This window comes from Pseudomonas sp. McL0111, assembly GCF_052567255.1.
The window spans coordinates 5,966,913-5,989,741 of sequence record NZ_CP199585.1; the positions used below are offsets into that span (position 1 = coordinate 5,966,913).

The 22,829-nt window shown below is 58.5% G+C and carries 28 protein-coding genes and 1 pseudogene; 2 read left to right on the forward strand and 27 right to left on the reverse strand.

The window, feature by feature from the left end; translation table 11 throughout:
• Window positions 1-16: 16 nt before the first annotated feature.
• The gene (locus tag ACTWLJ_RS26795) at window positions 17-925 is read right to left on the reverse strand and encodes a ZIP family metal transporter (protein WP_445181423.1); all 909 of its coding nucleotides are present in this window, start codon (window positions 923-925) and stop codon (window positions 17-19) included.
• Between the two features lie 255 nt (window positions 926-1,180).
• Window positions 1,181-2,065 (reverse strand): manganese catalase family protein, encoded by an 885-nt coding sequence (locus ACTWLJ_RS26800; RefSeq protein WP_445179149.1) that lies wholly within the window; start codon window positions 2,063-2,065, stop codon window positions 1,181-1,183.
• A gap of 335 nt (window positions 2,066-2,400) precedes the next feature.
• On the opposite strand from ACTWLJ_RS26800, the gene ACTWLJ_RS26805 reads away from it, so the two are divergent.
• Window positions 2,401-2,841 (forward strand): low affinity iron permease family protein, encoded by a 441-nt coding sequence (locus tag ACTWLJ_RS26805; RefSeq protein WP_445179150.1) that lies wholly within the window; start codon window positions 2,401-2,403, stop codon window positions 2,839-2,841.
• Window positions 2,842-2,978: 137 nt separating this feature from the next.
• Here the strand turns inward: ACTWLJ_RS26805 and umuC are convergent, their stop codons facing one another.
• Both umuC and ACTWLJ_RS26815 read right to left on the reverse strand, forming a co-directional pair.
• A complete protein-coding gene (gene umuC, locus ACTWLJ_RS26810; protein WP_445179151.1) occupies window positions 2,979-4,256 on the reverse strand; it encodes a translesion error-prone DNA polymerase V subunit UmuC in 1,278 nt (425 codons plus the stop codon).
• Complete coding sequence (locus tag ACTWLJ_RS26815) at window positions 4,249-4,674, reverse strand: LexA family protein (protein WP_445179152.1); 426 nt, start codon at window positions 4,672-4,674, stop codon at window positions 4,249-4,251. The genes umuC and ACTWLJ_RS26815 overlap by 8 nt, the downstream gene beginning before the upstream one ends.
• Before the next feature lie 95 nt (window positions 4,675-4,769).
• Here ACTWLJ_RS26815 and ACTWLJ_RS26820 point away from each other — a divergent pair, with 95 nt between their 5' ends.
• The gene (locus ACTWLJ_RS26820; RefSeq protein ID WP_445179153.1) at window positions 4,770-5,447 is read left to right on the forward strand and encodes an SOS response-associated peptidase family protein; all 678 of its coding nucleotides are present in this window, start codon (window positions 4,770-4,772) and stop codon (window positions 5,445-5,447) included.
• A 22-nt stretch (window positions 5,448-5,469) separates the two neighbouring features.
• Here the strand turns inward: ACTWLJ_RS26820 and ACTWLJ_RS26825 are convergent, their stop codons facing one another.
• The 23 genes and pseudogenes from ACTWLJ_RS26825 to ACTWLJ_RS26935 form a co-directional block, all read right to left on the reverse strand.
• A complete protein-coding gene (locus tag ACTWLJ_RS26825) occupies window positions 5,470-5,700 on the reverse strand; it encodes a hypothetical protein (RefSeq protein WP_445179154.1) in 231 nt (76 codons plus the stop codon).
• A 215-nt stretch (window positions 5,701-5,915) separates the two neighbouring features.
• Window positions 5,916-6,710: a DNA adenine methylase gene (locus ACTWLJ_RS26830; protein ID WP_445179155.1), complete on the reverse strand. Its 795-nt coding sequence runs from the start codon at window positions 6,708-6,710 to the stop codon at window positions 5,916-5,918.
• 151 nt (window positions 6,711-6,861) lie between these two features.
• Entirely contained in the window at window positions 6,862-7,404 is a 543-nt protein-coding gene (locus tag ACTWLJ_RS26835; RefSeq protein WP_445179156.1) for a lysis protein, read from the reverse strand.
• The gene (locus tag ACTWLJ_RS26840) at window positions 7,386-7,949 is read right to left on the reverse strand and encodes a glycoside hydrolase family 19 protein (protein WP_445179157.1); all 564 of its coding nucleotides are present in this window, start codon (window positions 7,947-7,949) and stop codon (window positions 7,386-7,388) included. Before ACTWLJ_RS26840 ends, ACTWLJ_RS26835 begins: the two co-directional genes overlap by 19 nt.
• Window positions 7,950-7,998: 49 nt before the next feature.
• Window positions 7,999-9,048 (reverse strand): phage late control D family protein, encoded by a 1,050-nt coding sequence (locus ACTWLJ_RS26845; protein WP_445179158.1) that lies wholly within the window; start codon window positions 9,046-9,048, stop codon window positions 7,999-8,001.
• Window positions 9,049-9,138: 90 nt separating this feature from the next.
• Window positions 9,139-9,345 (reverse strand): tail protein X, encoded by a 207-nt coding sequence (locus ACTWLJ_RS26850; protein WP_445179159.1) that lies wholly within the window; start codon window positions 9,343-9,345, stop codon window positions 9,139-9,141.
• Window positions 9,320-10,165: a phage tail protein gene (locus ACTWLJ_RS26855; protein WP_445179160.1), complete on the reverse strand. Its 846-nt coding sequence runs from the start codon at window positions 10,163-10,165 to the stop codon at window positions 9,320-9,322. Before ACTWLJ_RS26855 ends, ACTWLJ_RS26850 begins: the two co-directional genes overlap by 26 nt.
• A 9-nt stretch (window positions 10,166-10,174) precedes the next feature.
• Window positions 10,175-12,781, reverse strand: coding sequence for a phage tail tape measure protein (locus ACTWLJ_RS26860; protein ID WP_445179161.1), 2,607 nt, complete (start codon window positions 12,779-12,781; stop codon window positions 10,175-10,177).
• Window positions 12,782-12,931: 150 nt separating this feature from the next.
• On the reverse strand, window positions 12,932-13,243 hold the full coding sequence (locus tag ACTWLJ_RS26865; protein ID WP_445181424.1) for a phage tail assembly protein: 312 nt from the start codon (window positions 13,241-13,243) through the stop codon (window positions 12,932-12,934).
• A 12-nt stretch (window positions 13,244-13,255) separates the two neighbouring features.
• A pseudogene (locus ACTWLJ_RS26870) lies at window positions 13,256-13,531 on the reverse strand (phage tail assembly protein); the annotation flags it as partial.
• A gap of 13 nt (window positions 13,532-13,544) precedes the next feature.
• Window positions 13,545-14,048 (reverse strand): phage major tail tube protein, encoded by a 504-nt coding sequence (locus ACTWLJ_RS26875; RefSeq protein WP_401211059.1) that lies wholly within the window; start codon window positions 14,046-14,048, stop codon window positions 13,545-13,547.
• Between the two features lie 13 nt (window positions 14,049-14,061).
• Window positions 14,062-15,228, reverse strand: a complete 1,167-nt coding sequence (locus ACTWLJ_RS26880; protein ID WP_445179162.1) for a phage tail sheath subtilisin-like domain-containing protein — start codon at window positions 15,226-15,228, stop codon at window positions 14,062-14,064.
• 103 nt (window positions 15,229-15,331) lie between these two features.
• Complete coding sequence (locus ACTWLJ_RS26885; protein ID WP_445179163.1) at window positions 15,332-15,640, reverse strand: phage tail assembly chaperone; 309 nt, start codon at window positions 15,638-15,640, stop codon at window positions 15,332-15,334.
• Between the two features lie 77 nt (window positions 15,641-15,717).
• Window positions 15,718-17,649 carry a phage tail-collar fiber domain-containing protein gene (locus ACTWLJ_RS26890; RefSeq protein WP_445179164.1) on the reverse strand — a complete coding sequence of 644 codons (1,932 nt, stop codon included), beginning with the start codon at window positions 17,647-17,649 and terminating at the stop codon, window positions 15,718-15,720.
• Entirely contained in the window at window positions 17,642-18,250 is a 609-nt protein-coding gene (locus ACTWLJ_RS26895; protein ID WP_445179165.1) for a phage tail protein I, read from the reverse strand. Before ACTWLJ_RS26895 ends, ACTWLJ_RS26890 begins: the two co-directional genes overlap by 8 nt.
• Before the next feature lies 1 nt (window position 18,251).
• Window positions 18,252-19,133 (reverse strand): baseplate assembly protein, encoded by an 882-nt coding sequence (locus ACTWLJ_RS26900; protein ID WP_445179166.1) that lies wholly within the window; start codon window positions 19,131-19,133, stop codon window positions 18,252-18,254.
• Window positions 19,130-19,456, reverse strand: a complete 327-nt coding sequence (locus ACTWLJ_RS26905) for a GPW/gp25 family protein (RefSeq protein WP_445179167.1) — start codon at window positions 19,454-19,456, stop codon at window positions 19,130-19,132. The genes ACTWLJ_RS26900 and ACTWLJ_RS26905 overlap by 4 nt, the downstream gene beginning before the upstream one ends.
• 5 nt (window positions 19,457-19,461) lie before the next feature.
• Window positions 19,462-19,710, reverse strand: a complete 249-nt coding sequence (locus ACTWLJ_RS26910; protein WP_445179168.1) for a hypothetical protein — start codon at window positions 19,708-19,710, stop codon at window positions 19,462-19,464.
• 52 nt (window positions 19,711-19,762) lie between these two features.
• On the reverse strand, window positions 19,763-20,329 hold the full coding sequence (locus ACTWLJ_RS26915) for a phage baseplate assembly protein V (RefSeq protein ID WP_445179169.1): 567 nt from the start codon (window positions 20,327-20,329) through the stop codon (window positions 19,763-19,765).
• A complete protein-coding gene (locus tag ACTWLJ_RS26920; RefSeq protein ID WP_445179170.1) occupies window positions 20,326-20,838 on the reverse strand; it encodes a hypothetical protein in 513 nt (170 codons plus the stop codon). Before ACTWLJ_RS26920 ends, ACTWLJ_RS26915 begins: the two co-directional genes overlap by 4 nt.
• Window positions 20,831-21,496 carry a hypothetical protein gene (locus ACTWLJ_RS26925; protein ID WP_350483506.1) on the reverse strand — a complete coding sequence of 222 codons (666 nt, stop codon included), beginning with the start codon at window positions 21,494-21,496 and terminating at the stop codon, window positions 20,831-20,833. The genes ACTWLJ_RS26920 and ACTWLJ_RS26925 overlap by 8 nt, the downstream gene beginning before the upstream one ends.
• Window positions 21,493-21,813: a head-tail joining protein gene (locus ACTWLJ_RS26930; protein ID WP_116254767.1), complete on the reverse strand. Its 321-nt coding sequence runs from the start codon at window positions 21,811-21,813 to the stop codon at window positions 21,493-21,495. Before ACTWLJ_RS26930 ends, ACTWLJ_RS26925 begins: the two co-directional genes overlap by 4 nt.
• A 2-nt stretch (window positions 21,814-21,815) precedes the next feature.
• Window positions 21,816-22,811, reverse strand: coding sequence for a major capsid protein (locus ACTWLJ_RS26935; RefSeq protein ID WP_445179171.1), 996 nt, complete (start codon window positions 22,809-22,811; stop codon window positions 21,816-21,818).
• Between the last annotated feature and the right edge of the window lie 18 nt (window positions 22,812-22,829).

Genomic DNA, 22,829 nt, shown 5'->3' on the forward strand with positions numbered 1-22,829 from the left:
ATGAAGTGTTTATCCATTAACCCAATGCGGTATCAAGGAACATCATTACCCCGAATCCCAGCATCAGGCCGAGTGTTGCAGGCGTCTCATGGCCGTTGCGGTGCGTCTCCGGAATGACTTCGTGTGACACGACAAAAATCATCGCCCCGGCAGCGAGACCCAGAGCGATGGGATAGCCCAAGGCGAAACCGCTCGACACCCCTAGCCCTACCACTGCGCCTAAAGGCTCCATCAAACCGGAACCGATGGCGATCAGCGCTGCCCGCCACGCCGTGATACCGGTAACCCGCAACGCCAGTGCGACGGCGAGGCCCTCCGGAATGTCTTGAATGGCGATGGCGGTCGTCAGCGGCAGGCCCACTTTCATGTCGCCGCTGGCGAAGCTGACGCCGATTGCCATGCCCTCCGGCAGGTTGTGCAGGGTGATGGCCAAGACGAATAGCCAAACGCGATTGATGCGTTGAGAGTCAGGTCCGCGCCTGCCGCTTTCCTGGTGCTCATGAGGCACGAATCGATCCAGGCCAATCATCAGTGCGACACCCAACGCCAGTCCAAACACGACAACACAGGCTGCCAGTAGCTGGTTACCACACAGCGCTTGGGCCGCCTCGATGCCCGGCAGGATCAGTGAGAAAGAACTGGCCGCCAGCATCATCCCGGCGGCAAACCCCAGCATGATGTCTTGGGTGCGAGAGGCAATATCGCGCAGGATGATCGCCACCACTGCACCCAAGGCGGTCGCACCAAATCCGGACAGGCCACCCCACACTGCCAGCCGCAGATTTTCCTTATCGGCTCCTACCAGCGCGGCATATCCGCTGATCAGCAATAAACCAGTTACCAGCAGAAGAGTCGCCCAAAAAAGCAATCCTGGCCAACCGCCACTGAACGCCATGCCCCACCAGGTCCTCAGTGGCGTTCTCATAGTCGATGAATAAAGTGACATGGAGCCTCCTAACGTCCGGCTGACTGTTTCCCGTTGGAGCTGACCATTGATTGTCGCAACGTTTGTGCGATCCGCATCGCGGAACGATCATAGGATGCAGCGATATCGTTAAACCGATTGGACAAGGACTGCGCCAAGTCATTGTTGGAAACGTCGGAAGTCGAAGTCATGTTGTGTACCTCGGATTGTATTGATTGAAAAACCGCACGCCGTTGCGGCGTGCGGTGCTCACCATCAAGCTTCTGGTTGCCCCTGAACACCCGCGCCCAGATCGGCGCCGGTGATAGGGTTACTGTCCGGGTCGGACAAGGTGCGCGCCTTCATATCCAGTAGCAGTGCGTCTTCTTCGGGGCTGAGCTGAACACTCGCGGAACCGTCACCGCCGTCCACCGCGGGCGCTGGGTTTTCCACGAATTCCCAATCATCGCCCTGATTCCAAGGGCCACGTGTGCTGCCCTCCCCTTGGGACATATTGAAGTACACGTTCGTGAACTCCGGCATGCCTGGAAGCTTGCCTTGCGGGAAGTTTGGCTGAATAGCGTGCAAGGCTTTTTCGAAGGACAGTTGGTGGGCGATTTCTCGAGTCATGAGGAACCCCAGAGCTTCTTTCACGCCAGGATCGTCCGTCACGTTCATAAGCCGTTCGTAGACGATTTTGGCGCGGGCCTCGGCGGCAATGTTTGAACGGAAATCGGCGGTGGGCTCACCGATTGTGTCGACATAGGCTGCCGACCATGGCACCCCCGCCGAATTGGTGAGCGGCGCCCCGGCGCCATACAACAGACTGGTGATATGCGAATCGTTGCCGGCACCGTTTATGGCACGGTACAACTCACCTTCCTCTTCAACGCCTTCGGCCATTCGGCCTTTAGCGCCCTTATTCAACATGACGATGATGGAACCTACGATTTCAAGATGACTTAGTTCCTCGGTGGCGATGTCCATCAGCAGGTCTTTTCGGCCTGGATCATCCTCAGCCAGCGCTTGGGTGAAGTAGCGCGACGCCGCCGCGAGTTCTCCCTGTGCGCCGCCAAATTGCTCCAATAACAGATTGGCCAAGCCTGGATTAGGCTCGGCTACACGCACGGTGTATTGAAGTCGCTTGTTATGTAGAAACATGACAAATCTCCTCAGGTCAGGCGAGGCTCGATGCTCATTCGAGATAGATCGAATGCGAACCCACAGACATCTGAAGCAATTGCTGCGTTACTAATTGCAATTTGTTTCCAGTCACTGCGACAAACGGCTTTCCATAGGAGTTTTTTTAAAATTTATCGCCAGTCGTCTGCCTTCAACGAATTCACTGCAAACTTTTTCGTTACTCAACCGCTCAACCGCTATCGAGGTTTGCGCGGTGTATGTGAAAAACATTTGGAAAGTGCTTGTGAGGTGTAACAAAGAATTTCAGCGATCTTTAATGGTCCAAGAATCATCTACCACTGGGATTCGTAGTCATGAAATTCGCAAAGTTTTGCCAAGCCCTCTCGAACTGGGCCGGCAGCTCAAAAACCTTTCTCACAGCGATCTTGCTGATCCTTGCTTGGGCGACAACGGGACCGTACTTTCACTACAACGACACTTGGCAACTGATCATTAACACGTCGACCACGATCATCACCTTTTTGATGGTGTTCCTCATCCAGAACACGCAGAACAGGGATAACGATATCTTGCACTTGAAGCTCGATGAATTGATCCGCGCGACAAAGGACGCCCAGAACGCCTTCTTGTCCTTAGATCATCTGGATACCAAGGAGCTGCGTGATTTGCGTGACCGCTACAGCACTTTGGGAGAGGAAGATGCAGTGGACCTTGTACCCCCGGATCTTATGGCCTCATCGAAACACGTTGAGAATCCGGCTGAACCGCGTCCTCCGGAAACACCAATATCGTAGACATTGGGGCATAAGGTCGAATCCCACGATACGACGTATTTGCGAGACAGAGACCCTGGAGAAAAGCAAAGGATTGCTTCGCTCCAAGACTGCGCTTGAATAGATGGCAAACCTTAAAATGAAAGCGCCGTCGCTCACTATCTACAGTCAACTGTCCACAGTTGATCCAATCGCGTTGTGTAGCTTTGGCTCATCATTTCCCGCCGCATACCCCAATCTGGATTGCTCGGCACACTAGCGGACCGGAGCGTCCCCCTCCCCCAGCGTCCATTAATTTCGTCCAGCACGGCCATCATCCTTGTCACCTCAGTAGACTGAGTGGTGGCGAACAGATCGTCCGTGTATTCACCTACCTGGCACAGGCTCATTAGCATGACTTCGGCTTTGCTGTAACTGAACCCAGGGCGAAACACGCGATCAAGCGCATCAACCGCAGCCTTGGTCAGTAGTCGAACGTCATCAGTTGGGTAAGGCAAATCCACGACAACACCATTCGCATATTTAGCCTCATCGGGGTTAAACATTCCGGTGCGAATACTCACCCGAATTTTCTTGCATAGCGACTTCTGGGCACGGAGCTTCTCTGACGCACGCATCATGTAGGTAGCCACTGCCTCCTTGATTGGCGGCAATTCTTTAAGCCGTATGCCAAACATCCGGCTACAACAAATCTCCTGTTTTGGCAGGCTAGGCTCATCCAGTTCCAGGCACGAAGTACCACCAAGCTCACGGGCGGTCTTTTCAATTACCACACTGAAGTTCTTTCGAAGCGACCAGGCATCAGCCTTGGCCAAGTCCATGGCGGTCTTTATGCCCATAGCATCCAGGTGCATTTTCATACGGCGACCAACACCCCACACCTCGCCCACGTCCGTGTTTCGTAGCACCCAATCACGTTTCACCGGGTCGCAAATATTCACGACTCCACCGGTTTGGGCCTGCAATCGTTTGGCGGTGTGGTTGGCGAGCTTGGCCAGAGTCTTGGTAGGAGCGATACCCACTCCGACCGGAATGCCGGTGCAGCGCAATACCTGGCTACGGATCTGCCGGCCCAGCACATCTAGGTCTTTGATTCCGGAGAGATCGGTAAAAGCCTCATCGATGCTGTAAACCTCAACCTGAGGGACCATCGACTCAATCAGGGTCATCACCCGCTCACTGATATCGCCGTACAATGCGTAATTCGATGAGAACGCAACGATACCGTGCTGCTTGAGCTTGCGTTTGATCTGGAAGTACGGCTCGCCCATTTTAACGAAAGGCTTGGCGTCGTAACTTCGAGCAATTACGCACCCGTCGTTGTTGGACAACACCACGATGGGAACCTTAGCCAGGTCAGGGCGAAATACGCGCTCGCAACTGGCGTAAAAGCTATTGCAGTCAATGAGTCCGAATACTGGCTTCGCTTTAGACATGACTGCGCACGCTACCGATGATCACGCCCCAGATCGCCAATTCGTCCCCTTCCAGTACGTAGCGAGGCGGATACTTCGGATTTTCGGAAAGCAAAATCACTTCTTTCCCCCGGATACACAGTCGTTTGCAAAGTGGATCATTATTCAACAACGCAACGACGATGTGCCCATGAATTGGCTCCAGGGAGCGATCCACCACTGCCAAATCACCGTCGAAAATCCCCGCTCCCTGCATGCTCTCTCCGGTGATTTTCACAAGATAAACGTGAGGAGCGCGGATGTTCAAAACCTCATCAAGTGATATGTGCGCCTCAATGTGATCAGCCGCCGGTGAGGGAAAGCCCGCAGGCACCTGAAAAAGGCACAAAGGTAACTTCCGGCCGGCCGCAGCAACCTGGCCCAAGATTGAAAAGCTCATAACGCACGACTTCCGATACTGTACGAATGTACAGTTAACTTTCAGAACGCTTTGCGGTCAATTTCTATAGGAAATATCTGATAGGCGGGCAAGGTATGTGCGGGCGGCTTTCGCAGTACGATGGCATTCATGACTTTGTCGCGGCATTGAGCATGCCGAACCCCTTTGTCAATCACACCGGAGACGTGCCGTTCGAACGATACAACGCTGCGCCGTCCACGCAACTCGCGCTCCTTCACTTAGAGGGTCAGTACCTGCAAGCGGACATGGTTCGTTGGGGGTGGCGTCCACACTGGGCAAAAGACCGGGCTGCCCCAATCAATGCCCGCGTCGAAAAAGTGGCTCATGGTCCATTCTTCCGATCCATATGGACACATCGGGCAATCGTTGCCATCAACAATTGGTTCGAATGGGTTGACGAAGGCGGACCCAAAAAACAGCCGTATCTCATCCGTCGGGAGGACCGCTCACCCATTCTCTGCGCCGCGATAGGTCAGTACCCCAATGCAGAACATCCACCAGGTGAGCACGACGGTTTTGTAATCATCACTGCCGACAGTGCAGGCGGCATGGTGGATATTCATGACCGACGCCCAGTGACGCTTTCACCAGAGCTGGCTCGGGAGTGGTTAGACCCGGCCACGTCTAAAGAGCGCGCAGAACAATTGGTCTTACTTCAGGGTGAACCGACAGAAGCTTTCGAATGGTTCAAGGTTGATAGGGCCGTCGGGAATGTTCGTAATCAAGGATCAGAATTGATAAGGCCGTGCTAGTTGACACCCAGTGAAGACTTTTCTAAACAGCTGACAAAGCCTTGAGCCGCACTTCAAGCGCTGTTTCGAAAACTATGTAAAGCCGCTCAGCATCACCCGCTCTCAGACCACCAGCGACTTCCATGCCGAGAACGAAGCCATCCGCTCTCGCACCCGCTTTTACGGCAATGATCATCGAGTCCGCACGCTGAATATGTGCGAGAAGCCGCTCAGCCTCTCGCTTCATCTTGTCATTCAGCACTAAATCATCCATCGCCGGTACCTCACTGCGACATCCAGTACATCACCAACAACACGATGGTTACCCATCCCAAGGTCATTAGAAAAGAAAGTCCAGCCAGTCGCTTGTCCATAGAGGCTTATCATTTTGATGAATGACAATGATGGTTGACAAATTTGCTCCCAGCAATAATAGCGCAACGCCAGATAGCCACTGCTAACGTAAATCAACGGAGAACTAAAAGTCATCTAGAACAAGCCTCCCAAAGATTCCGGCTTCCAATTCATGATTACCAACTCCCCGCTGACCTCGGCCTTTCCCTGTCGCTGGTTAACCGTTGTATAGCGGATGTCCAAGGTCTCGAAGTGAAAGCCCTCGAACACTCGGCGGATGTCCGGATGGTCGTTGATGCTGACCATCACCTTGCCTTTGCAGCGGCGCATGAAGTCGGCCATCCGTTCGTAGTTCTCGAATGGAAAGTCCACGCCGTACCCGGCGGTCTGCCAATAAGGCGGATCCATGTAATGGAAGGTGTGAGCACGGTCGTAGCGTTCTGCGCAGTCAAGCCAGGGGAGGTTTTCGACGTAGGTGCCGGACAGGCGCTGCCACGCGGCCGAGAGGTTTTCCTCGATGCGCAGCAGGTTGATGGCCGGTGCAGTGGTCGCGGTGCCGAACGTCTGACCGGAGACCTTGCCGGCGAAGGCATGGTGCTGCAGGTAGAAGAATCGGGCGGCGCGCTGGATGTCGGTGAGGGTTTCTGGGCGGGTCATTTTCTGCCATTCGAACACCTGCCGCGAGCTGAGTGCCCATTTGAATTGGCGCACAAACTCTTCGAGGTGGTTCTGCACGACGCGGTAAAGCGTGACCAGATCGCCGTTGATGTCGTTGAGGACTTCGACGGGCGATGGCTGGGGCTTCATGAAGTACAGCGCGGCACCGCCGGCAAAGACTTCAACGTAGCATTCGTGTGGCGGAAAAAGCGGAATGAGGCGGTCGGCCAGGCGGCGTTTGCCGCCCATCCAAGGGATGATGGGTGTAGACATTGATAGCAAGACCTTTACTGTATGGATAAACAGGTGCCAGGCTCGCCGCGCTTTGTGCACGGAGCAAGAGCCTTGGCTGGACTTGCAGGGATCATCTGCAGGGACGGCGGCCGGTCCGGATGTTGACGCATCCGGACCGGCCGCTCTTTTTTCACTTCAGTGTTGAGACTTCTTTGGCGTATGCCTGACAGGCCGCGAGGGCAATCAGCCCCCGGTCGCCGTCATCGGTGACGCCGATAATTCGTTGAGCATGCGCTGGGTCAAGTTCGGCTCTTGTGGGGCCATGAACCACGCCGCCGGTGGCGGTGGCGGCTGACACCGATCCGTTGCCAGCGCCTGTGGTGGCGTCGAGTAGGACTGACAAGCGCAGATCAGCAGTGGCAAGGCGGTCGCGCAGGCGACCTTGATCAAGTTGGACATCGCTCAAGGCTCGATAATGGTTCTGTTCACTGGTGGCCAGGCGCTGCTCGAGCGCGAGGCGTTTGTCCTGTTCGGCACGCTGCTGCGCGGCAGAGGCCTGATTCAGTTGGTTGAGGGTTTCGGTGTGGAGTCGGGCCTGCTCTGCGAGCTGTTTGCCGTAGCGCCAATCCTGTACTTGCCAGGTCACGGTCACAGAAACGCCGACCATGACGACCAGCAGCACGCCTTTTGCCAGCAGCCTATACGGCGCCGGAATCAGTTCGCCGAGACGCATAGCACCGCCCTCGCCCGTCCCCACAACTCCAGCCGATCCTGCAGGCCATTGAGACCACCGTTGATCCGGCGAGTGATCGTGTTGAATTCGTTTAGATCGGCGAGCGCATTCAGCCCATTCACCGACCAGAACCATGCGGCCGACTCGGCGGCCCACTGCGGCAGCTCCAGCAGTTCAGGCGTGCGCAGCAATCGCTCGTCACCGAACAGCGCCAAGCTGCAACGTAAGTAGTTGTCGTGGCCAGTGACCTGAATCAAGCCGCGACCGCGATAGCGCTGGCCATCGCCATCCGCAGCTGGGGTGTTGCCCAATTTCGCAGCCAGGTTGCCGGTGTCGTATTTGCTCAGGTACTGATCGCCGCCCAACTCCCGCACATACTGCAGCTGACCCGACTCGTGACCGACTTGCGCCAGAAACGCGGCTTGGCGTTTCGAAGTGTTGATCTGCCGATGAGCCATGGCTGCGTTGAGGGCGGATACAAAAACGCCCGCTTGGCGGCGGGCGTTGGGCATGATGCGTTGCAGCTGCTGTTCAGTGATAGACATACAAACTCCAGACATAAAAAAACCGCACTCAGGCGGCGATGGGATGCGGCTACTGCTTCTCGATTTTCACCACCTTGAGTGGTGGTTTTACCTCTTTCTTTTTCTTACCCTTGGATTTACCTGCTTTGCCGGCATTGCATTCGACGGTGGTCGACCAGCCGGACTGGGTGAACACCTGCTCTACCGAATCCGCCAGGTACTCGCCATCAAGCCCGACCTTGAAACCCTGCGCGATAATGGGACGCTCGGCGAAGATGTCCGTGCGGCCGGGCATCTCAAGCCGCACATCGGCAGTCGAGCGATTGAACGCTGACAGACGGGCCTTGGCCGCCGCTTCTGCAGCAGTTTTGTTCGGGTAGATATGACGGTCGGTATGCACTGCCGGCAGCCCGTCCGGCGCATCATCGTTGTCGATGGTAACCACCGCGAGCTTGCCGTTCTTTTTGTCCTGATGTTTAGTGGCCACGGCCTTGTGCGAGTTGCGATCTCCGAGACTGAATTGCCAGCGGCTGATGTCGCTGCGCGTCAGGGTGATGGCGCCGAACGACTTGCCGCTGGCTGTTTGGCCACCTTGGCGCGGCATCACCAATAGCTTGCCGTCGGCCACCTTGGCCGTGCAGTCGTATTGCTTGGCCAGCCGGGTAATGAAATTAAAATCGGACTCGTTGAGCTGGTCGACCCGGGCGACCTTGGTCGACACTGGGCACACCGGCTGCCAGCCATTGCGCGCGGCAACGTCGGCCACAATTTTCGACAACGGCACATCCTCCCAGCTCCCGCTGCGGATGGTCTTGCCGCTGCCCCGCATGTCACTGGCCTTGCCCTTGATCACGATGGTATCCGGCGGGCCTGATACTTCGACCGTGTCCACCGTGTAGCTGCCCATCCGCGCCAAGGCCGTTTCGGCATAGCCCAGGTAGATCTCGATGGCGCTGCCACGTCGTGGCAATTTCACCTGACCATCACGGTCGTCGATACGTAATTCAAACTCATCGGACTCCATGCCCGGCTTGTCAGATGTGCGCAGCAACAACAGCCGATCATTGATCTTGGCCGTGACATCGGCCCCATCGGCGACGATTCGAAACATCGGGGTCATGAATTTTTTCCGAAAAAAAACCCGCCGAGGCGGGTTCTGAAGGGGATGTAGCTGCAAGTGCTTCAAGGGCTACACGTTGACTATAGCTGATCAGTTCCAGAGCGAGACGCCCTCCTCTATCGGGCTGGGCAGATCTGGCAGAACGATGACCACGCCCAACCGGAACGGCTGAGGCTCATCGGCCAGCCCCTGATTCGCATCGAGCACGGCTTCGACGCTGCCATTCAAATGGCCGTAAACGTTGTTGCAAATGACATCGAGCATGTCGCCATCAGACGTCCTGCATGTCGTCGCCATAGCGCTCAAACTCCAAAGTGAAACCCTGTTTGCGAGCAATCCCGCCGTGTAGCAGCGCCGACTGTTCCTCATTGATGTTTTTCAGGCACCACGTCCCGATCACCTCGCCATAACCCGTGGTCAGGGTCAGCGGCTGAAGCCTGGCGCCGATAGAACGCAGGGCGTCGAGCTGCTTCAAGCCACCCTTGAAGCCCGGGTAAATCGTGCCCTTGAGCGTCAGCTTTTCATCACCCATGCCGATGGCTTGCTTCGCCGGCCGGCGCGTCAGCCGCTCCTGCGAAGCCCAGCGGAATTCGGTCGAGCGACTCAGCTCGTCAAAAGCCGCCGTGTCCAGGTTGAAGTAATACGGCTCTATCTTCGGGTCGCGCGGCTGGATGATCATCAGGTGCGGAAACGGCTTCACCGCTTCCGGCGCCGGCGTGGCATCCACGGCAAAGGAACTGGTGGGCACGATGTTGGCCAGCGACGGACTGACCTTGCCGGCAACGTTGTTGATCGCCGTGGCCGCCTTGCCCGCCTGTTCCTTCAACGTACCCAGCCGCTCCTGCACTTCGGCCGCCGCCCGGGTGGCGCGGCCGTACACTGCCACCACCTGACCGACTTTTGCCTGAGCCGCATCAACGCCGCGCATGACCCGCTGAAGTTTGGCGCCGATGGCTGGCCCCACGAACGGGATGTTTTCCAGCTCGGACGCCGCGCCGGTCAGTTCGCGAATCGCACCGTTGACCGGCATCAGCATGCCGTCCGCACTGCGTCGCCCGGTCTCAGCCGCTTCCACCAAATACTTCAGGCTCGATTGCATGCTTTCCATATAAGCCATGAGGCCTCCTTACACATGGGGTTCGTCGTACAGCTTGGCGGCATTCTGTTTTGCAGCGCCTTCCATCATTCGCTGCATGTGCGGCATCAGATCCTGTGCCAGGCGTTGCGGATCTTTGACATCGCCCTGCACCGTGACCGGCATGCTCAGTGAGTACTGAAACTGCTGATCCACCTTGGCCGGTACCGGCTTTTCTGGCTCCTTGGGTTGAATGGCCAGCGCCGCCGATTTGAGCGGCGCCGTTACCGCCATCGAGCGTGCGACGTCTCCCAGCACCGGACCTTGCTGAGCCGCTGATACAAGCATGAGTGGCGTGCTCGGTACCGGTGCCTTTGCCACTTGCTCGGGCTTTTCGTCCTCGCCACCAAACAGCGATTTACCGAGGGAGCCACCCAACGCCGCGCCGCCCTGACTGCCGAGGTAGGCACCAATCAGACCACCGATGGCCGTGCCGATGATCGGCACCACCGAACCAATGGCAGCTCCAGCAGCGGCGCCGGCCATGGTGCCAGCCAGATTGCCGGCAGCTGCGCCATAACCCTCAGCCTTCTCATCCTTGGTCTTGGCGTTTTGAAAGGTTTCAAAAGCCATCGCGCCAGACTCCAGCAGCGTGCCGCCAGGAATGACCTTGGCTACCTTTCCGACCTTGCCGACCGCTCCTGCGACGGCGCCGAGCTTGGACACCGCACCACTTGGAACGGACGGGACTGGTGACCGTGGGATCGAAGCTGGGGGTCGTGGGATGGGGACGGGCGGACGAGAAACCGGAACGAGTGGACGAGGCGCAGACGAACGAGGCCCCCTCCGGCTAGGCAGTGACCGACGCCGAGCACTACGGCTTGATCCGCGTCCACGTCGGCGCGACTCGCCCGACGCATCCACACCGCCACCGCCCCCCATAGCGGTGGCATTGACGACGAAAACCTTTTTCACGCCGTCGTTACCTGCGTCAATTCCAGTACCAAGGCCACTGCCTGCTGCCGCTTCCTTCACCCGCGAAACGACATCCATGCCCCCCCGCGATCCCCGGGCAAGGTTTATCAATCCCCTGCTGATCTTGATCGTGCTGAAAATGCCTTTTAGGGCGATCAGGCCCGCACCGACCGTGGCGATACCACCGACGACTCCGGGCGCGCTGTCAGACAGCGAGGTGATGCCTTTGGTGACCTTGGTCAGCGCCTCGGCGACAGTATCCGTGACGGGGCGTAGCGCATCACCGATGCTGCGCATGGCGTCGTCCATCGACTGAGCCATCTCGGCCCACTTCTGCGACGACGATTCACGCCGCTCGGCGAGGTTCTTGTCGAGAATCCCGGACGCCTCACGCGAATCGTTTTTGAGCTGGCTGTACAGCGCCTTGTTTTGCATGTACGCCGACAGTGCGGCCTTGACCTGCATGTCGGCGAACAGGTCGCCGGTGCGCAGGGATTCTTCGAGCGAGGCCATCATGGCCTTGGCCTTCTCCGGATCGGCCTGCTCACTGATTTTTGCCGTGGCCTCGGCCATTTTCGCCGCACGCGCCGGATCGGTCGCCTGAATGTATTTCTGAGCCAGCGCCATGCTGGTCTCAAGCGTCGACATACCGTTTTGCAAACCGGTCTGCATCGATCCTTTGTAATCAATCCCGGCTTTTTCGTAGGACTTGACCGTGTCGGTCGAGCCAATTTTGCCCATCCAGTTTTTCAGGTTGTTGGCCGCTTCGTCCGAACTGCCAGCCTGCTTCATCTGCACCTGCAACATGGCGCCCAATTGCGTCACCGCGTCCAAGCCGGTGATGCCGTTGCTGGCCATGTTGGCCAGCAGCTCCGGGAACCACTTGGCCATGTCGGCCGCTTCAAAACTGCCCGCCTGCCCTTGATAGGCAATGGCTTCCAGCGCCTGCTGCATCTGCTTGGCGTCGGTGATCTTGGCGTTCTGCCCCAGGGCATTGATCATCTTGGCGGTGTCGACACCGCTGGACCCCTGCCCCACGACAAACTTGGCCGCGACCGGCGCGTACTCCAGCGCCTTGCTCAGCTCCATGCCGGCACCGACCAACTGGTTCACCACATCGGCCACATCGTTGCGCGCCATGCCGGTGTCGCGTGAGGTGTCGATAATAGTGCGCGACATCTCCTGCTCTTGCGGCTTGTTGGCAATGCCGGCCTTGATCGCGATGTCCCGCACAATGGCGCCAAAATCAGCGCTGACCTTGGTCGGCACTGCCATGGCACCGACACCGACCACCGCTGCACCGACGGCGCCCTTCATGCCCTTTACGCCAGAATCAATCTGCTGTTGTCCTTTGGCTTTCAGCTCGGCTTTGTTGGCCGTCTGCCCCATCGAGCGATAGGCTTTTTCCAACCGGCTGACCTCGATCCCCTGCTTTTTCAGGCTGTCGAGGTTCGAGTTCAAACGGTTGAGTAATTTGGATGCGCCGGCAGCGCCGGTGTCGTGGGCCTTTTTCCACTCTTCGCGCAGGCGGATCGTGTCGCCAATCGTGCGCTGCAACACCCGCGCTTTATTGCCTTCCGCCTCGAGGCGTTTGATGCGCCCGGTGACGTCCTTGAACGCGGTGCCAACCGTCGAACTGACGGCGCCGCCGATCACCAGCCCGAGGGCGAGTTTATTTGCCATGTCATGGCCCCCATGTGCCCTGCACTACCAAAATTGGCTCAATCCGTGAGCCACCACACCATGTCCGCGAAAGGCATCGAATGGATCTCGGCGGCGGAAAATCCGGTCTCCGCTGCCAGACGTTTCGCGGCCAGCTTGATAACGCTGGAGTCAAAGCCCGTCGTCGTTGTCCATGCGAAAATAGCCGGCCTGCAAGCGGTTGAAGTCCACCAGCTTGAGGCCCTCCAGATCAGTCACGGGGGCACCGGACAACGACGCGAACAACACCAGCTCACGCTGTTCGTCATCACCGCCGGCGTCACGATTGGCCGCACGAACATCGCGCACGGTAGGTGAACGCAGGACCAACTTATCGACCGTTACGCCGTTGATTTCGCTCGGACACGACAACGACACCAGCACCTGATCAGTGGTGAGCGACAACCAGGACGGCGTCGATGTCGAGTAATCAGTGGACGGCACCAGGTGCGAATACGCCGTCTGCACGCGTCGATAGTCTGTGAGCTTGAGGCCTTCCAGATCCTTGAGGCCGACCTCGGCCAAACCGGCGAACAACATCAGCTCGCGCTGTTCGTCGTCACCATTGGCGGCGCGGTCGGCCGCTCGCACCTCACGTACGGTCGGAGCCCGCAGGGTCAACGTTTCAATGTCGATGCTGTTGGCTTGACTGGGGCGGGAGAGCGTCACGACGGCACCGACTGCACTGAGCGAAAGCCAGGCCGGAAGGTTTTTAGCGGTTGCTTGAGTCATCTGAATCTAATCCTTACAGGCCGAGCGCATTGCGCACTTCGAGGAGTTGGTCTGTACCGTCGATCACCTGAATGCCCGCGACCATGTCGATCTCGTACATCAGGCGCCCGTCGATTTCGAGCTTGTAGTAAGTGACCGCTACGGCGTGTTTGATCTCGGCAGCATCGCCCGCTTTCCAGTCACCGAGATCGACCTCTTTGAGGCGACCGCGCAGGGTGGCAACGACCGCTGTCACCGCACCCTTCTGGCCTTTGAAGGCACCTCGGAACGTCGCGTTAAACGCCGTGCCATCAGCCAGGCCGAAGTATTTAAGCGACTCACGACGCACGCCTTTGGTGACAAACGAGGCTTCCATTTTCTCAAGCCCCTGATCCATCTCGATGGGGCCGGCCATGCCGCCCCCGCGATACTCGTCGGTCTTGGTGGTCAGCTTGGGCAGCGTCAGGCTGGGCACGTCGCCGGAGAAGTTCACGCCGTCGACGAACAGGTTGGTGTTGTACAAAGTCTGAGGAATCATTGGCTACGCCCCCTTAGGCTGCTTCAAGCACTTCGGTCATCCATTGATCGGTGACTTCGAAAAGGAAATTCGGGTTTTCTGCCGGCGGCACATCGGTGAAACGGATGCGCCAATACACCTTGCCCTGGGCGATCTGGCTGGCCGTGTTCAATTCGGTGTCGGGGAACACTTCAAAGTTGATGATTGCGCCCTGAGCTTTCAAGTCGCGCATGAACGCATCCAGACCGTTGGTGACATCGGTCACGTAGGTCTTGGTGATCGAGCGGTCGACCGCCCATTTGTGCCCGGCCTGCACCGCGTCCATGAGGATGAACAACGTGCGAACGCGGGTAACGAATGCCCACTTCGGATCACTCGACAGCGTGCGGTTACCCCACAGTCGATAACCGTCGTCGCGAATGATCGTGGTGATATTGGCGTTGTTGAGCAGGTTGGCCCGGCAGGTTTCATCGCCGTCCAGGTACTCGACCGCGCGACCGGTTCCGGTGATACCGGTCAATTCCTTGTTCGATGGCGAAGCCCAGAAACCGTACTCAGCATCCGTCCAGGCGAACAGCCCCGCCGCCCAAGCCGAGCCGGGGGCGTCGACAGTCTTGCTGGTGAGGGTGTCCCAATACTTGACGCCCGGGTCGACCATGAACAGGTTGCGACTGCCGAAGTTATCGGCGTAGGCCATGGCGGTCTCGTCAGTGGTGCCAGGGCCGTCGATGATGCCGATGGCACGCAGTTTCTGCGCCAGGCTATCGAGCGCCGTGGCCACCGCCTGAGTCGCGGTGTGACCCGGCGCGATCAACAACCGCGGCTGTGCGTTGAACAGGCTTTTACCGTCGAGCAGCGCCTGCAGGCCGGTACGCTGACCCGAGACCAGAACGCCGCCGATGATCGACGAGGTTTGCAGCGCCGCGTCCTCCAGCTTGGGCACGCCGATGGCAACGATCACCGCCTTGGCTTTGACGTAGATCGCCTGACAGGCCTTGGTGATCGCCGAGTCAGGGCCGAAAGCGGCGATGGCTTCGCGCTCAGTGGTGATCAACTTCAGTTCGCCCGCCTTGGCCGTACCGCCGCCGAGAACGCCAGGTGTGAAGGTGTCGCACAGACCGATAATCGATGACGACGGCAGCGAGATGGTGCGCGCGCCAGTGTCGACCGACGTGGTCGTGACGCCGTGGAAAAAACTCATAAGGCTCGTTCTCCAGAAACGAAAAAGCCCCGCATAAGCGAGGCTGTGAGGGTGTTGGTGTTACGCGTAGCGGAAAAGAAAACGCCCCGTCATTGCGGGGCGTTTATTGGGCTTGCTCGGTGATCCACCCCGGCGCCGTTGGCCGATGGGCGCTGGCCGGAAATTCAGCGCCGGCCGGCCAGTCACGCAAGGCCCGAATGTAGGCCAACAGATCGATGTATTGCTCGGCCGTAATCGTGGTTTCAATGGCCAACTCGACCTCATCTCGATGTCGATCACGCACCCAAGCGACCCGCACAATCTCCGAATCGCGCCAAGTCCGTTCAACCGCGTCAGAATCAACCTGAGGAATGGACTGCAACGACTCAACGTAGGCTAGGTAACGCGGATCGCTTTCGGCGACCTCGATCACACCAGGCCAAAACTCCTCTGACTGAAAACAGCTGAATTCTGCGCAACCAACCCCACCGATTAGCTGAATATATTTTTTCATACCGTATATCCAGTGATGTAGACCGTGTAAGCCGGCGATCCGCCAGTCGAGTTGCTAGTGGAAATGTATGCCGTTTGCGGCGTCACCACCTTGAAGTTTTCAAACACAATCGAACTCGTTCCACCCGCAAGAATTGATCCGGTATTTCTCTTTAATCCAAGGCCTCCAGCGGTTGAATAGATATCCATCGATATCCCCCCAGACGCGCTGCTTGACACCGACAGCAACCCATCAAAGGCCACAGCATTAAGCGGGATCACACCAGCCACAGAAAAAGGTGCGGCGGTTAATGCGCTCGCACCGTTGTAGCCCAAAGCTGCAAAAATCGTGACGCTACGTCCTTCAACAGACACTGATTTAATTTGACCGCTCGCATCAGTCGAAACCACCGTCAGAAAGGCAGAGGCGGTGTAGCCCGCTGGCAGAACTCCGGCACACAAACTAGGCGCAGCCGCGACCGTTGCATTCACGGCCATGATGCTGCGCAAGTTCGTCACCGGGTTGTACAGCGCGTACAAAGCGATATAGCCATTGACTGGCGCCAGACCAACATCCATCGCGCCCAAACCCTTTGCAGCCGAGGCCAGATTGATTGGCTGACTGAAGCCTTTAAGCCGATAGGACTTTCCGCCTGAATCCTGTACCACCACCTCGTCAGCGATAAAAGTTGCAGTAGCAGAGGCCGCCGGCACAGTCATTCGAGCGCCCGAGGCGCCAACCATCGACCCCCTTACAGAAACTTGCTCAACAATCGCAGCCAGCGCGGCAACATCAATGCTTCCCTGATTGATCGGCGCGTTCCACGCCTTAATGCACCACATTACCGCCAAGTTGCGCGGGCGGGTTACGCCGCCGCCAGCCAGGTTTGGGCTAAAGCTGACAGTCGCTGTCGTGTAACTGATCCCAACACCCGGATAGTCCGCCGCGCGGTAAACGTCCGCCTGAGCATCGTCTGAAGAACCGCGCACAATGTCGACCGATGCGCCCGTGTAGATACTGTCGAATACCGCAAGTGTGCCGAGCTGAGCGCTACCAATCGCGCGACCCGCGTCGATGCCCCGACCATGATCCCAACCACGCAGGAATTCGCCGCGCGACTCCGGCAAGCGGAAATTTCCGGCACCCTCATCGCCTTTATTGAAGGCCGTGCCAAGGAATGCCGCCAGATCGGGATAAACCGCGATGCTCTTAACACTACCGTCTAGTTCCAGAAACCCGGGCGCCACTTTGTCCAGCGGAAACGCTACCGTTGCGCCGACCGGCAGTGCCGAGGCCTGCGCAATCATCGCCTCAACTTCTGTCTTGGTGTAAGTGTCCTTAATGCCCATCCCGGCGAGCGTTTCCGGGTTATCACCCGAGATGAAAACACCACGATCGTTGACCTTGACGCGAGTGTATTGGCCCGCTGCTTTGGTCTTCGGCAGAACTTCCAGAATGGCCGCATCCACGTAGGCACGCGAGGCCAGCACAATCGCCGGGTCAATCTTGAGCTGAATGTTGCCCGTGCTGGTGACAATGAAGTTCATCCGCACGATCTGCGTGCGCCCCGAGCCTTGCGACAGCAGCGGCTTGAAGCTCGGAGCGCAGTTGGCCACCGCTACCAGATCGCCGTCCGCATCGTAGAGGCCGATTTCGCGGATCCACTTACCGCCCTCGTCGGCTGGAATGATCTGCTCGGCGATGATCACCGCCGGATTGACCGGATCGATCTTCAGTTGGTTCAGCGGCTTGCGGCGCCACTCGTTGAGCAACTTGGTTTGTCCGGCCGCCGGCACCGGGTTAGGCGGGTCAGCCAGCCCGTTCGGGTTGGCGTCACCCACGCCCATTTGCGTGATCAGCCAGGGAATGCCGAGCGCGTCGGCGTTCGCCTGCTTGGCCATCCCCACGTTCGTGAGGATCGCGAAAAACTGCGAATTCGCATCAATCATAATAAACGTCCAGGGTATCAATGGTGTGTTCGCGACCGACCACGCCAAAGCTGCCAGTGACCTCAATGTCACGCATGACGGGCGGGTAAACGTCGATTTCGTCGCCTTCGTAGAGGGACACGGCGATATTCAAATCGCCTTGAGTTTCCAGGCTGATCGCCAGCCCGGTCAGTTGCCGGGTGACGGGCTTGGCATCGTCAATCAGGCGCTCAAGCTCCTGATACATTTCCTCGGTGATACCGGTGTCCAGCACGCCAACCTTCAGCGCGAAGGTACCGGGCACACCCTCAGGCACCGTCTGGAACCACTCGACGATCTCGATCAGGTAGCCAAGCGGCTCGACCACCCGGCGCAACGCGCCGATGGTGCCTTTGTGCTTGTGGATGTAGTAAGACGCCTTGATCGCCGCGCGTTTGGTTGCTTCCGTCCAGCGGTAGTCCCAGCGATCCACCGACCACGCCCATGCAAGGTGCGGCAGTAAATGCACCGGACAGGTATCAGCGTTGTAGAGGTCGCGCAGAGGAACAATTGTCTTTTCGAAAAACGCGGCCTCCATGGCCCGTTCCAGTTGCGTGCTGTTGAGCGGAAGTAGACTTTTCATATCAGCCCGCCAGCCTCACGTTGAAGCGCGTACAGAAAGCCGCCTGCGCCTTGGTCGGGGCCAGATCCTGCCATCCGACCAATTCAACACGGGCAACGCCGGCAACGTGCAGCTGGGCGTCAATAGCGGAGCGGGCGACCTCGACGCCCAGCCGCTTGCGTGGATTGATCCAGGCTGCCAAGCGGCTCTTCGCCTCGGCCAAACTGGCATCCGCTTCCGGGCCGGCACCGGCCATATGCAAGACGGCGTCAATCTCGTAGCGGATCACCTGCGCGCCCTGCACGGTCACCCGATCACCGACCGGCCGGACGTCATCATCATTCAGCGCGGTGGCCACCGCCGCCAGCAACTCCGGCGGTGCTTTGCCTTCCCCGTCCAGACCCAGCACCGTGACCGTGACGTAACAAGGCGCCGGGCTTTCGGCCGTAGCATCTGCGACCAACCCGGAGGCATTGCGTGCATGCAAGATGTAGCTGTTACGCGGGCCGGCCGTGGTCAAGCCCTCATAGGCCAACTGGATGCGCTCGCGAAATGGATCGTCGTCCTCCATGACCTCGGGCACGGGCGGCACTGCCAGCAGATCCGCAGTCTGAATGACCAGGCGCTGCAGATTGACGTTGGCTCCCAAGTGATCGAGGTCGCCGCGTATGGCATGTGCCAGTAACAGCGCCTTGCCAGCGTCATTGACTCGAGCGCGATTGCCGACCTTGTTATAAGCCCCGACCTCAAGCACTTTGACCACTGGATCGCTTTCCAGCGCGGCCGTCCAGTTACCGCCCATGTACCCGCGAAACACGCTCAGCCCGTCCTGATAAACTTCTTCAAAGTCCAGGGGCTCCAGCACGGTCGGCGCCGGTAGCGAGGTCAGATCTACGGTACTCATGCGGCCACCTCCAACGTGACGCTGTCGCCCAGGTACTTCCCGACGATTTGCAAATTGATTTGCCCGCCAATAACGGAAATGACGCGCACCTGATCCAACTTCAAACGCGGCTCCCAGCGCCCCAAAGCGCGGGCCACCTCAGCCTGTACGGCGCTTTTCCAGCCTTCGTTGATGGGCAAATCGACAAACCGCCGTAGCTTGCTGCCGTATTCCATACGGTGCCGGCGACTGTCCAGCGGCGTGCTCAAGATGTCGGCAATGGATTGGCGCAGGTGCTCGATGCCGGATATGGGTAGGCCGGTCTGGCGATCCATTCCGATCATCGATGTCACTCCTTGAACGGCTCGTATTCTTCGCTGGCTTTCAGGAACTTGACCGCTTCGATATCGGAGGCCGGCACCACGACCGTGGCCTTGTCGACCGGATAGAAACGGTCAGTTCCGGGCACGATCAACAGCCGCGACGTGTAGAGCTTGTCGCGGAATTTCAAGGACTCAGGCGATGAGTAAGTTGAGGATGACAATGCCGGTTCCGAGGACGTTTGTACCTCAGTTGAGGTCGTATCGATCTTGGCCATGTGTTTCTCCAGGCATGAAAAAGCCCGCACTTGGCGGGCTGTCGTGAATGAATTAATGCGTGTGATGATTGCTGTTGCCGGTGGCATCAATGATTGCGCCGGCGCTGGTGATGCCCTTGGTAACGTGCAGCGCGCCGTCGATCATCACCGCCGCTTTCAGGTTGATGTTGCCGGTGGTCACGTTCACCGCGCTATCGGTGACAACCGCTTCCGTGCTGGCCACTTTGATGGTCACCGTCCCGCTGGGCAGGGTGATGCTGTAGCTCTTGGCCTGCCAGTCGTAGATCAGCGAGCCGCCATCATCGAAACGCCAGACCTCGACGTGGTCGCGGTTGTCCGGCGGCGGGCCAGCATCGCCATACAAGCCCGGGACAAACGTGCCTTGCGACACGTCGCCGCTTGGACTGATCAAACTGCCCTGCTCGCCCAAAGACGGTGCCCGCCAGTGCCTGGCCTTGCCCGCCGCGATGCTGTGCCACCGCACCCAAGCGCTGACCCATTCACTGCCATCCGACACGCGACATACCGGCGGCGAAGCGGACAGATCCACCGCGACCACGTAGCAAGCCTTTACCGCACCCGCGATCATGCGGTCATGCTGCGCGCTTGCGTAACTCACGGCAGATCCTCCGGCCTGAATAGCCCGTCACCCGGATCGACTTCAAACACCAACGTCCCCGGCGGTTCGTCCGGCCACGGCCATTCCTCAACGCCGAGACAAACCTGCTGAGTCCACTCCACCAGCCACACGGTGTATCCATCCAGGTGCGGCTGGGTCCAGTCCTGCAGCGATTGCACAAACTCGGCGGGTTCAACTGCCAGCCCCCACGTCTGCGAACGCAGCAGCACCGCCAACTGGGTCGCCAATTGCACGGCCTGTTGATGATGGTGCGGCTTGATCGGGTCAACAATGATCCGAGCCTCGAACTTGCAGACCAGCGAGGTTTCGCCGGTGCCGATGTCGGTACCCGGCTCGATCTCGGCCACCTCCAGAAACACCGCCGGCAGCGACACGCGATCCTTAATGTCTGGCCAGGCGGTGACGGCCTGCACGCCCGGCAAGTGGGTACGCAGATGCTGTTCTACCGCCCGATAAAGCTGGTCCAGGTTGAACGGTTCTTCAGACATTGCCGATCCTCTTGAGGTATTTCTGCAGCTCAAAGTTGAGTTCTTGTTTGAGAATCGCCAACAGGATCTCGTCTGCCTTTTTGACCCAGCTGTCGAAATGCGGCCGGGCTTGCTCCAGCGACACCTTGGCTTTGGCCAGCGGGAAACGACTACCGTTTTCAGCGACCCAACCCGAACTCGGCCCGCGACCGGGGGACACCGTGCTATCCGGGTAGTCGTCCGCGTTGAAATGCTTGCTGGCCGTGCGGATCCAGATGTCGGGCTTGTTGCCGTAGACCTTCTTGAGAAAGGCACCTTCGTAACGCCGCCCCGCCACCGACACACCGCTGCCGGTCTGCCGCGCCCGGCCGATCCGGCTGGATTCGATGCTGTTCAACCCGAACCACAGTTTGCCGCTCGCGGCCGCGCCGGAAACTGGATAACTGCGCAACCGCTGACGCACCGCCGCAACGGCAATGCGCTCTGACCGGCTGACGGCTCGGGCGATGTGCGTGCGCAATCTTCCCAACGTCTTGTTGATCGCACGCCGATGCGCCGCCGCAGCCGCTTTCGGTACCACCTTGGCAAAGTCCTGGAACGCCTGAAAATCTGCGGCCGAGGACTGGATAGAGATCATCCCGCCCCCGGCCGAGGGTTTGAAATAGCTTCCGACGCTCATGGCCTCAACCTCAGAATCAGGGCGACCAGGCCGTCGCCGCTCGGCTCGAGCTGGATCAAGTCGTAGTCACCGCCGCCATCCAAGGCAGGTAAGTCAACGCTGACCAGCATCCCCTGCTCCAGGCCTTGCGAATCACTGACGCGGATCTCGAAGCGAGGCTCGCGCAACCCGGTGTTGAGCTTGCCGAACTTGGGTTGCAGCCAGGGCGCGGCAAACATGCCGAACACTGGCTCATCGCGTCCCTCGATCCGCGCTGTATCACCCAGCGTTTCGAACACCACTGCATCAACCTCGGCGATCAGATCGCGGAAGCCCACGGTCAGAGTTCCAGTGTGATCTGGGCACGCGGCCGGGTGCACAGGTGCAGCGGGTTGGACTGAGCTTCACCGGCCATGCCTTTGTTGAAGGGCAGCGGCTCGATCATGCTGTAGTACGGAATGCCCTGCGTGTTGACTGTCTCCATGTAGTCGGCAGGTGCGAACACCGAAATGTACAGATCGGGTACACCTTCGGGAACGAGCAGCGCCTGATCGTCGTGGACGAAAGATACGCCCGCCACCTTGCCTCGGTAGCGCTCCCAAACGATGCCTCCGAGTTCGAAGCTCTCACGGGCATCACCGCGCAACGACGCGGCCTGTTGGCTATTGAGATAGGTCTCTTTGATCGATGGATGGACGATGAGTTCGTTCCAGAAATGCTTACCGCAAAAAGCGCGAGAACCCGTGCTGGTAACGGCGCCGAGTGCGTCTTCTTGCATATCCAACGCCTCGACACATTTGACGCGCAGCTCCGTTTTAGGATCCTTTAGCCCCATGGACAGCGTCTGACGCTCCACACCGAAACGGTCATAGAGATTTAGCAATACGGTCTTGCCATCTGCGTCGAGAATCTGGCCATTGAGCGCGCCCATACGCTGGAATTCATGAGTGGCATCCAACTGGCGGCGCGCCTTCGCCAGCCGCGTATTGACTACATCCTGCACCGCTTGCAGTTCGGTGCGAGTACCGAAGGCACGAATGCCTTGGATCTCATCGGCCTTGATGGTGAAACGCTCCGGCAGATGCACGGTATTGAACGGGATAAGGGTGCGCTTGCTGGCAGCAACTACCAGACCGGAACCACCACGCTCGCCAGCAGGCACCAGTGCCAGGGTGTCGCCGTCCTTCTCGATCTGAACGGTCAGGGTGGTGATGCCTTCCTCGCGGAACAACCCCAAGGCGCTGATGCGCCCTGGCAGGTAGGGTTGATCATTAAGTGCAGCGGTCAGCGAGGTAACGGTAAACGCTTCGTCATCAAAAATGGCGATATCGGCCATGGGTACTCTCCAGAAACG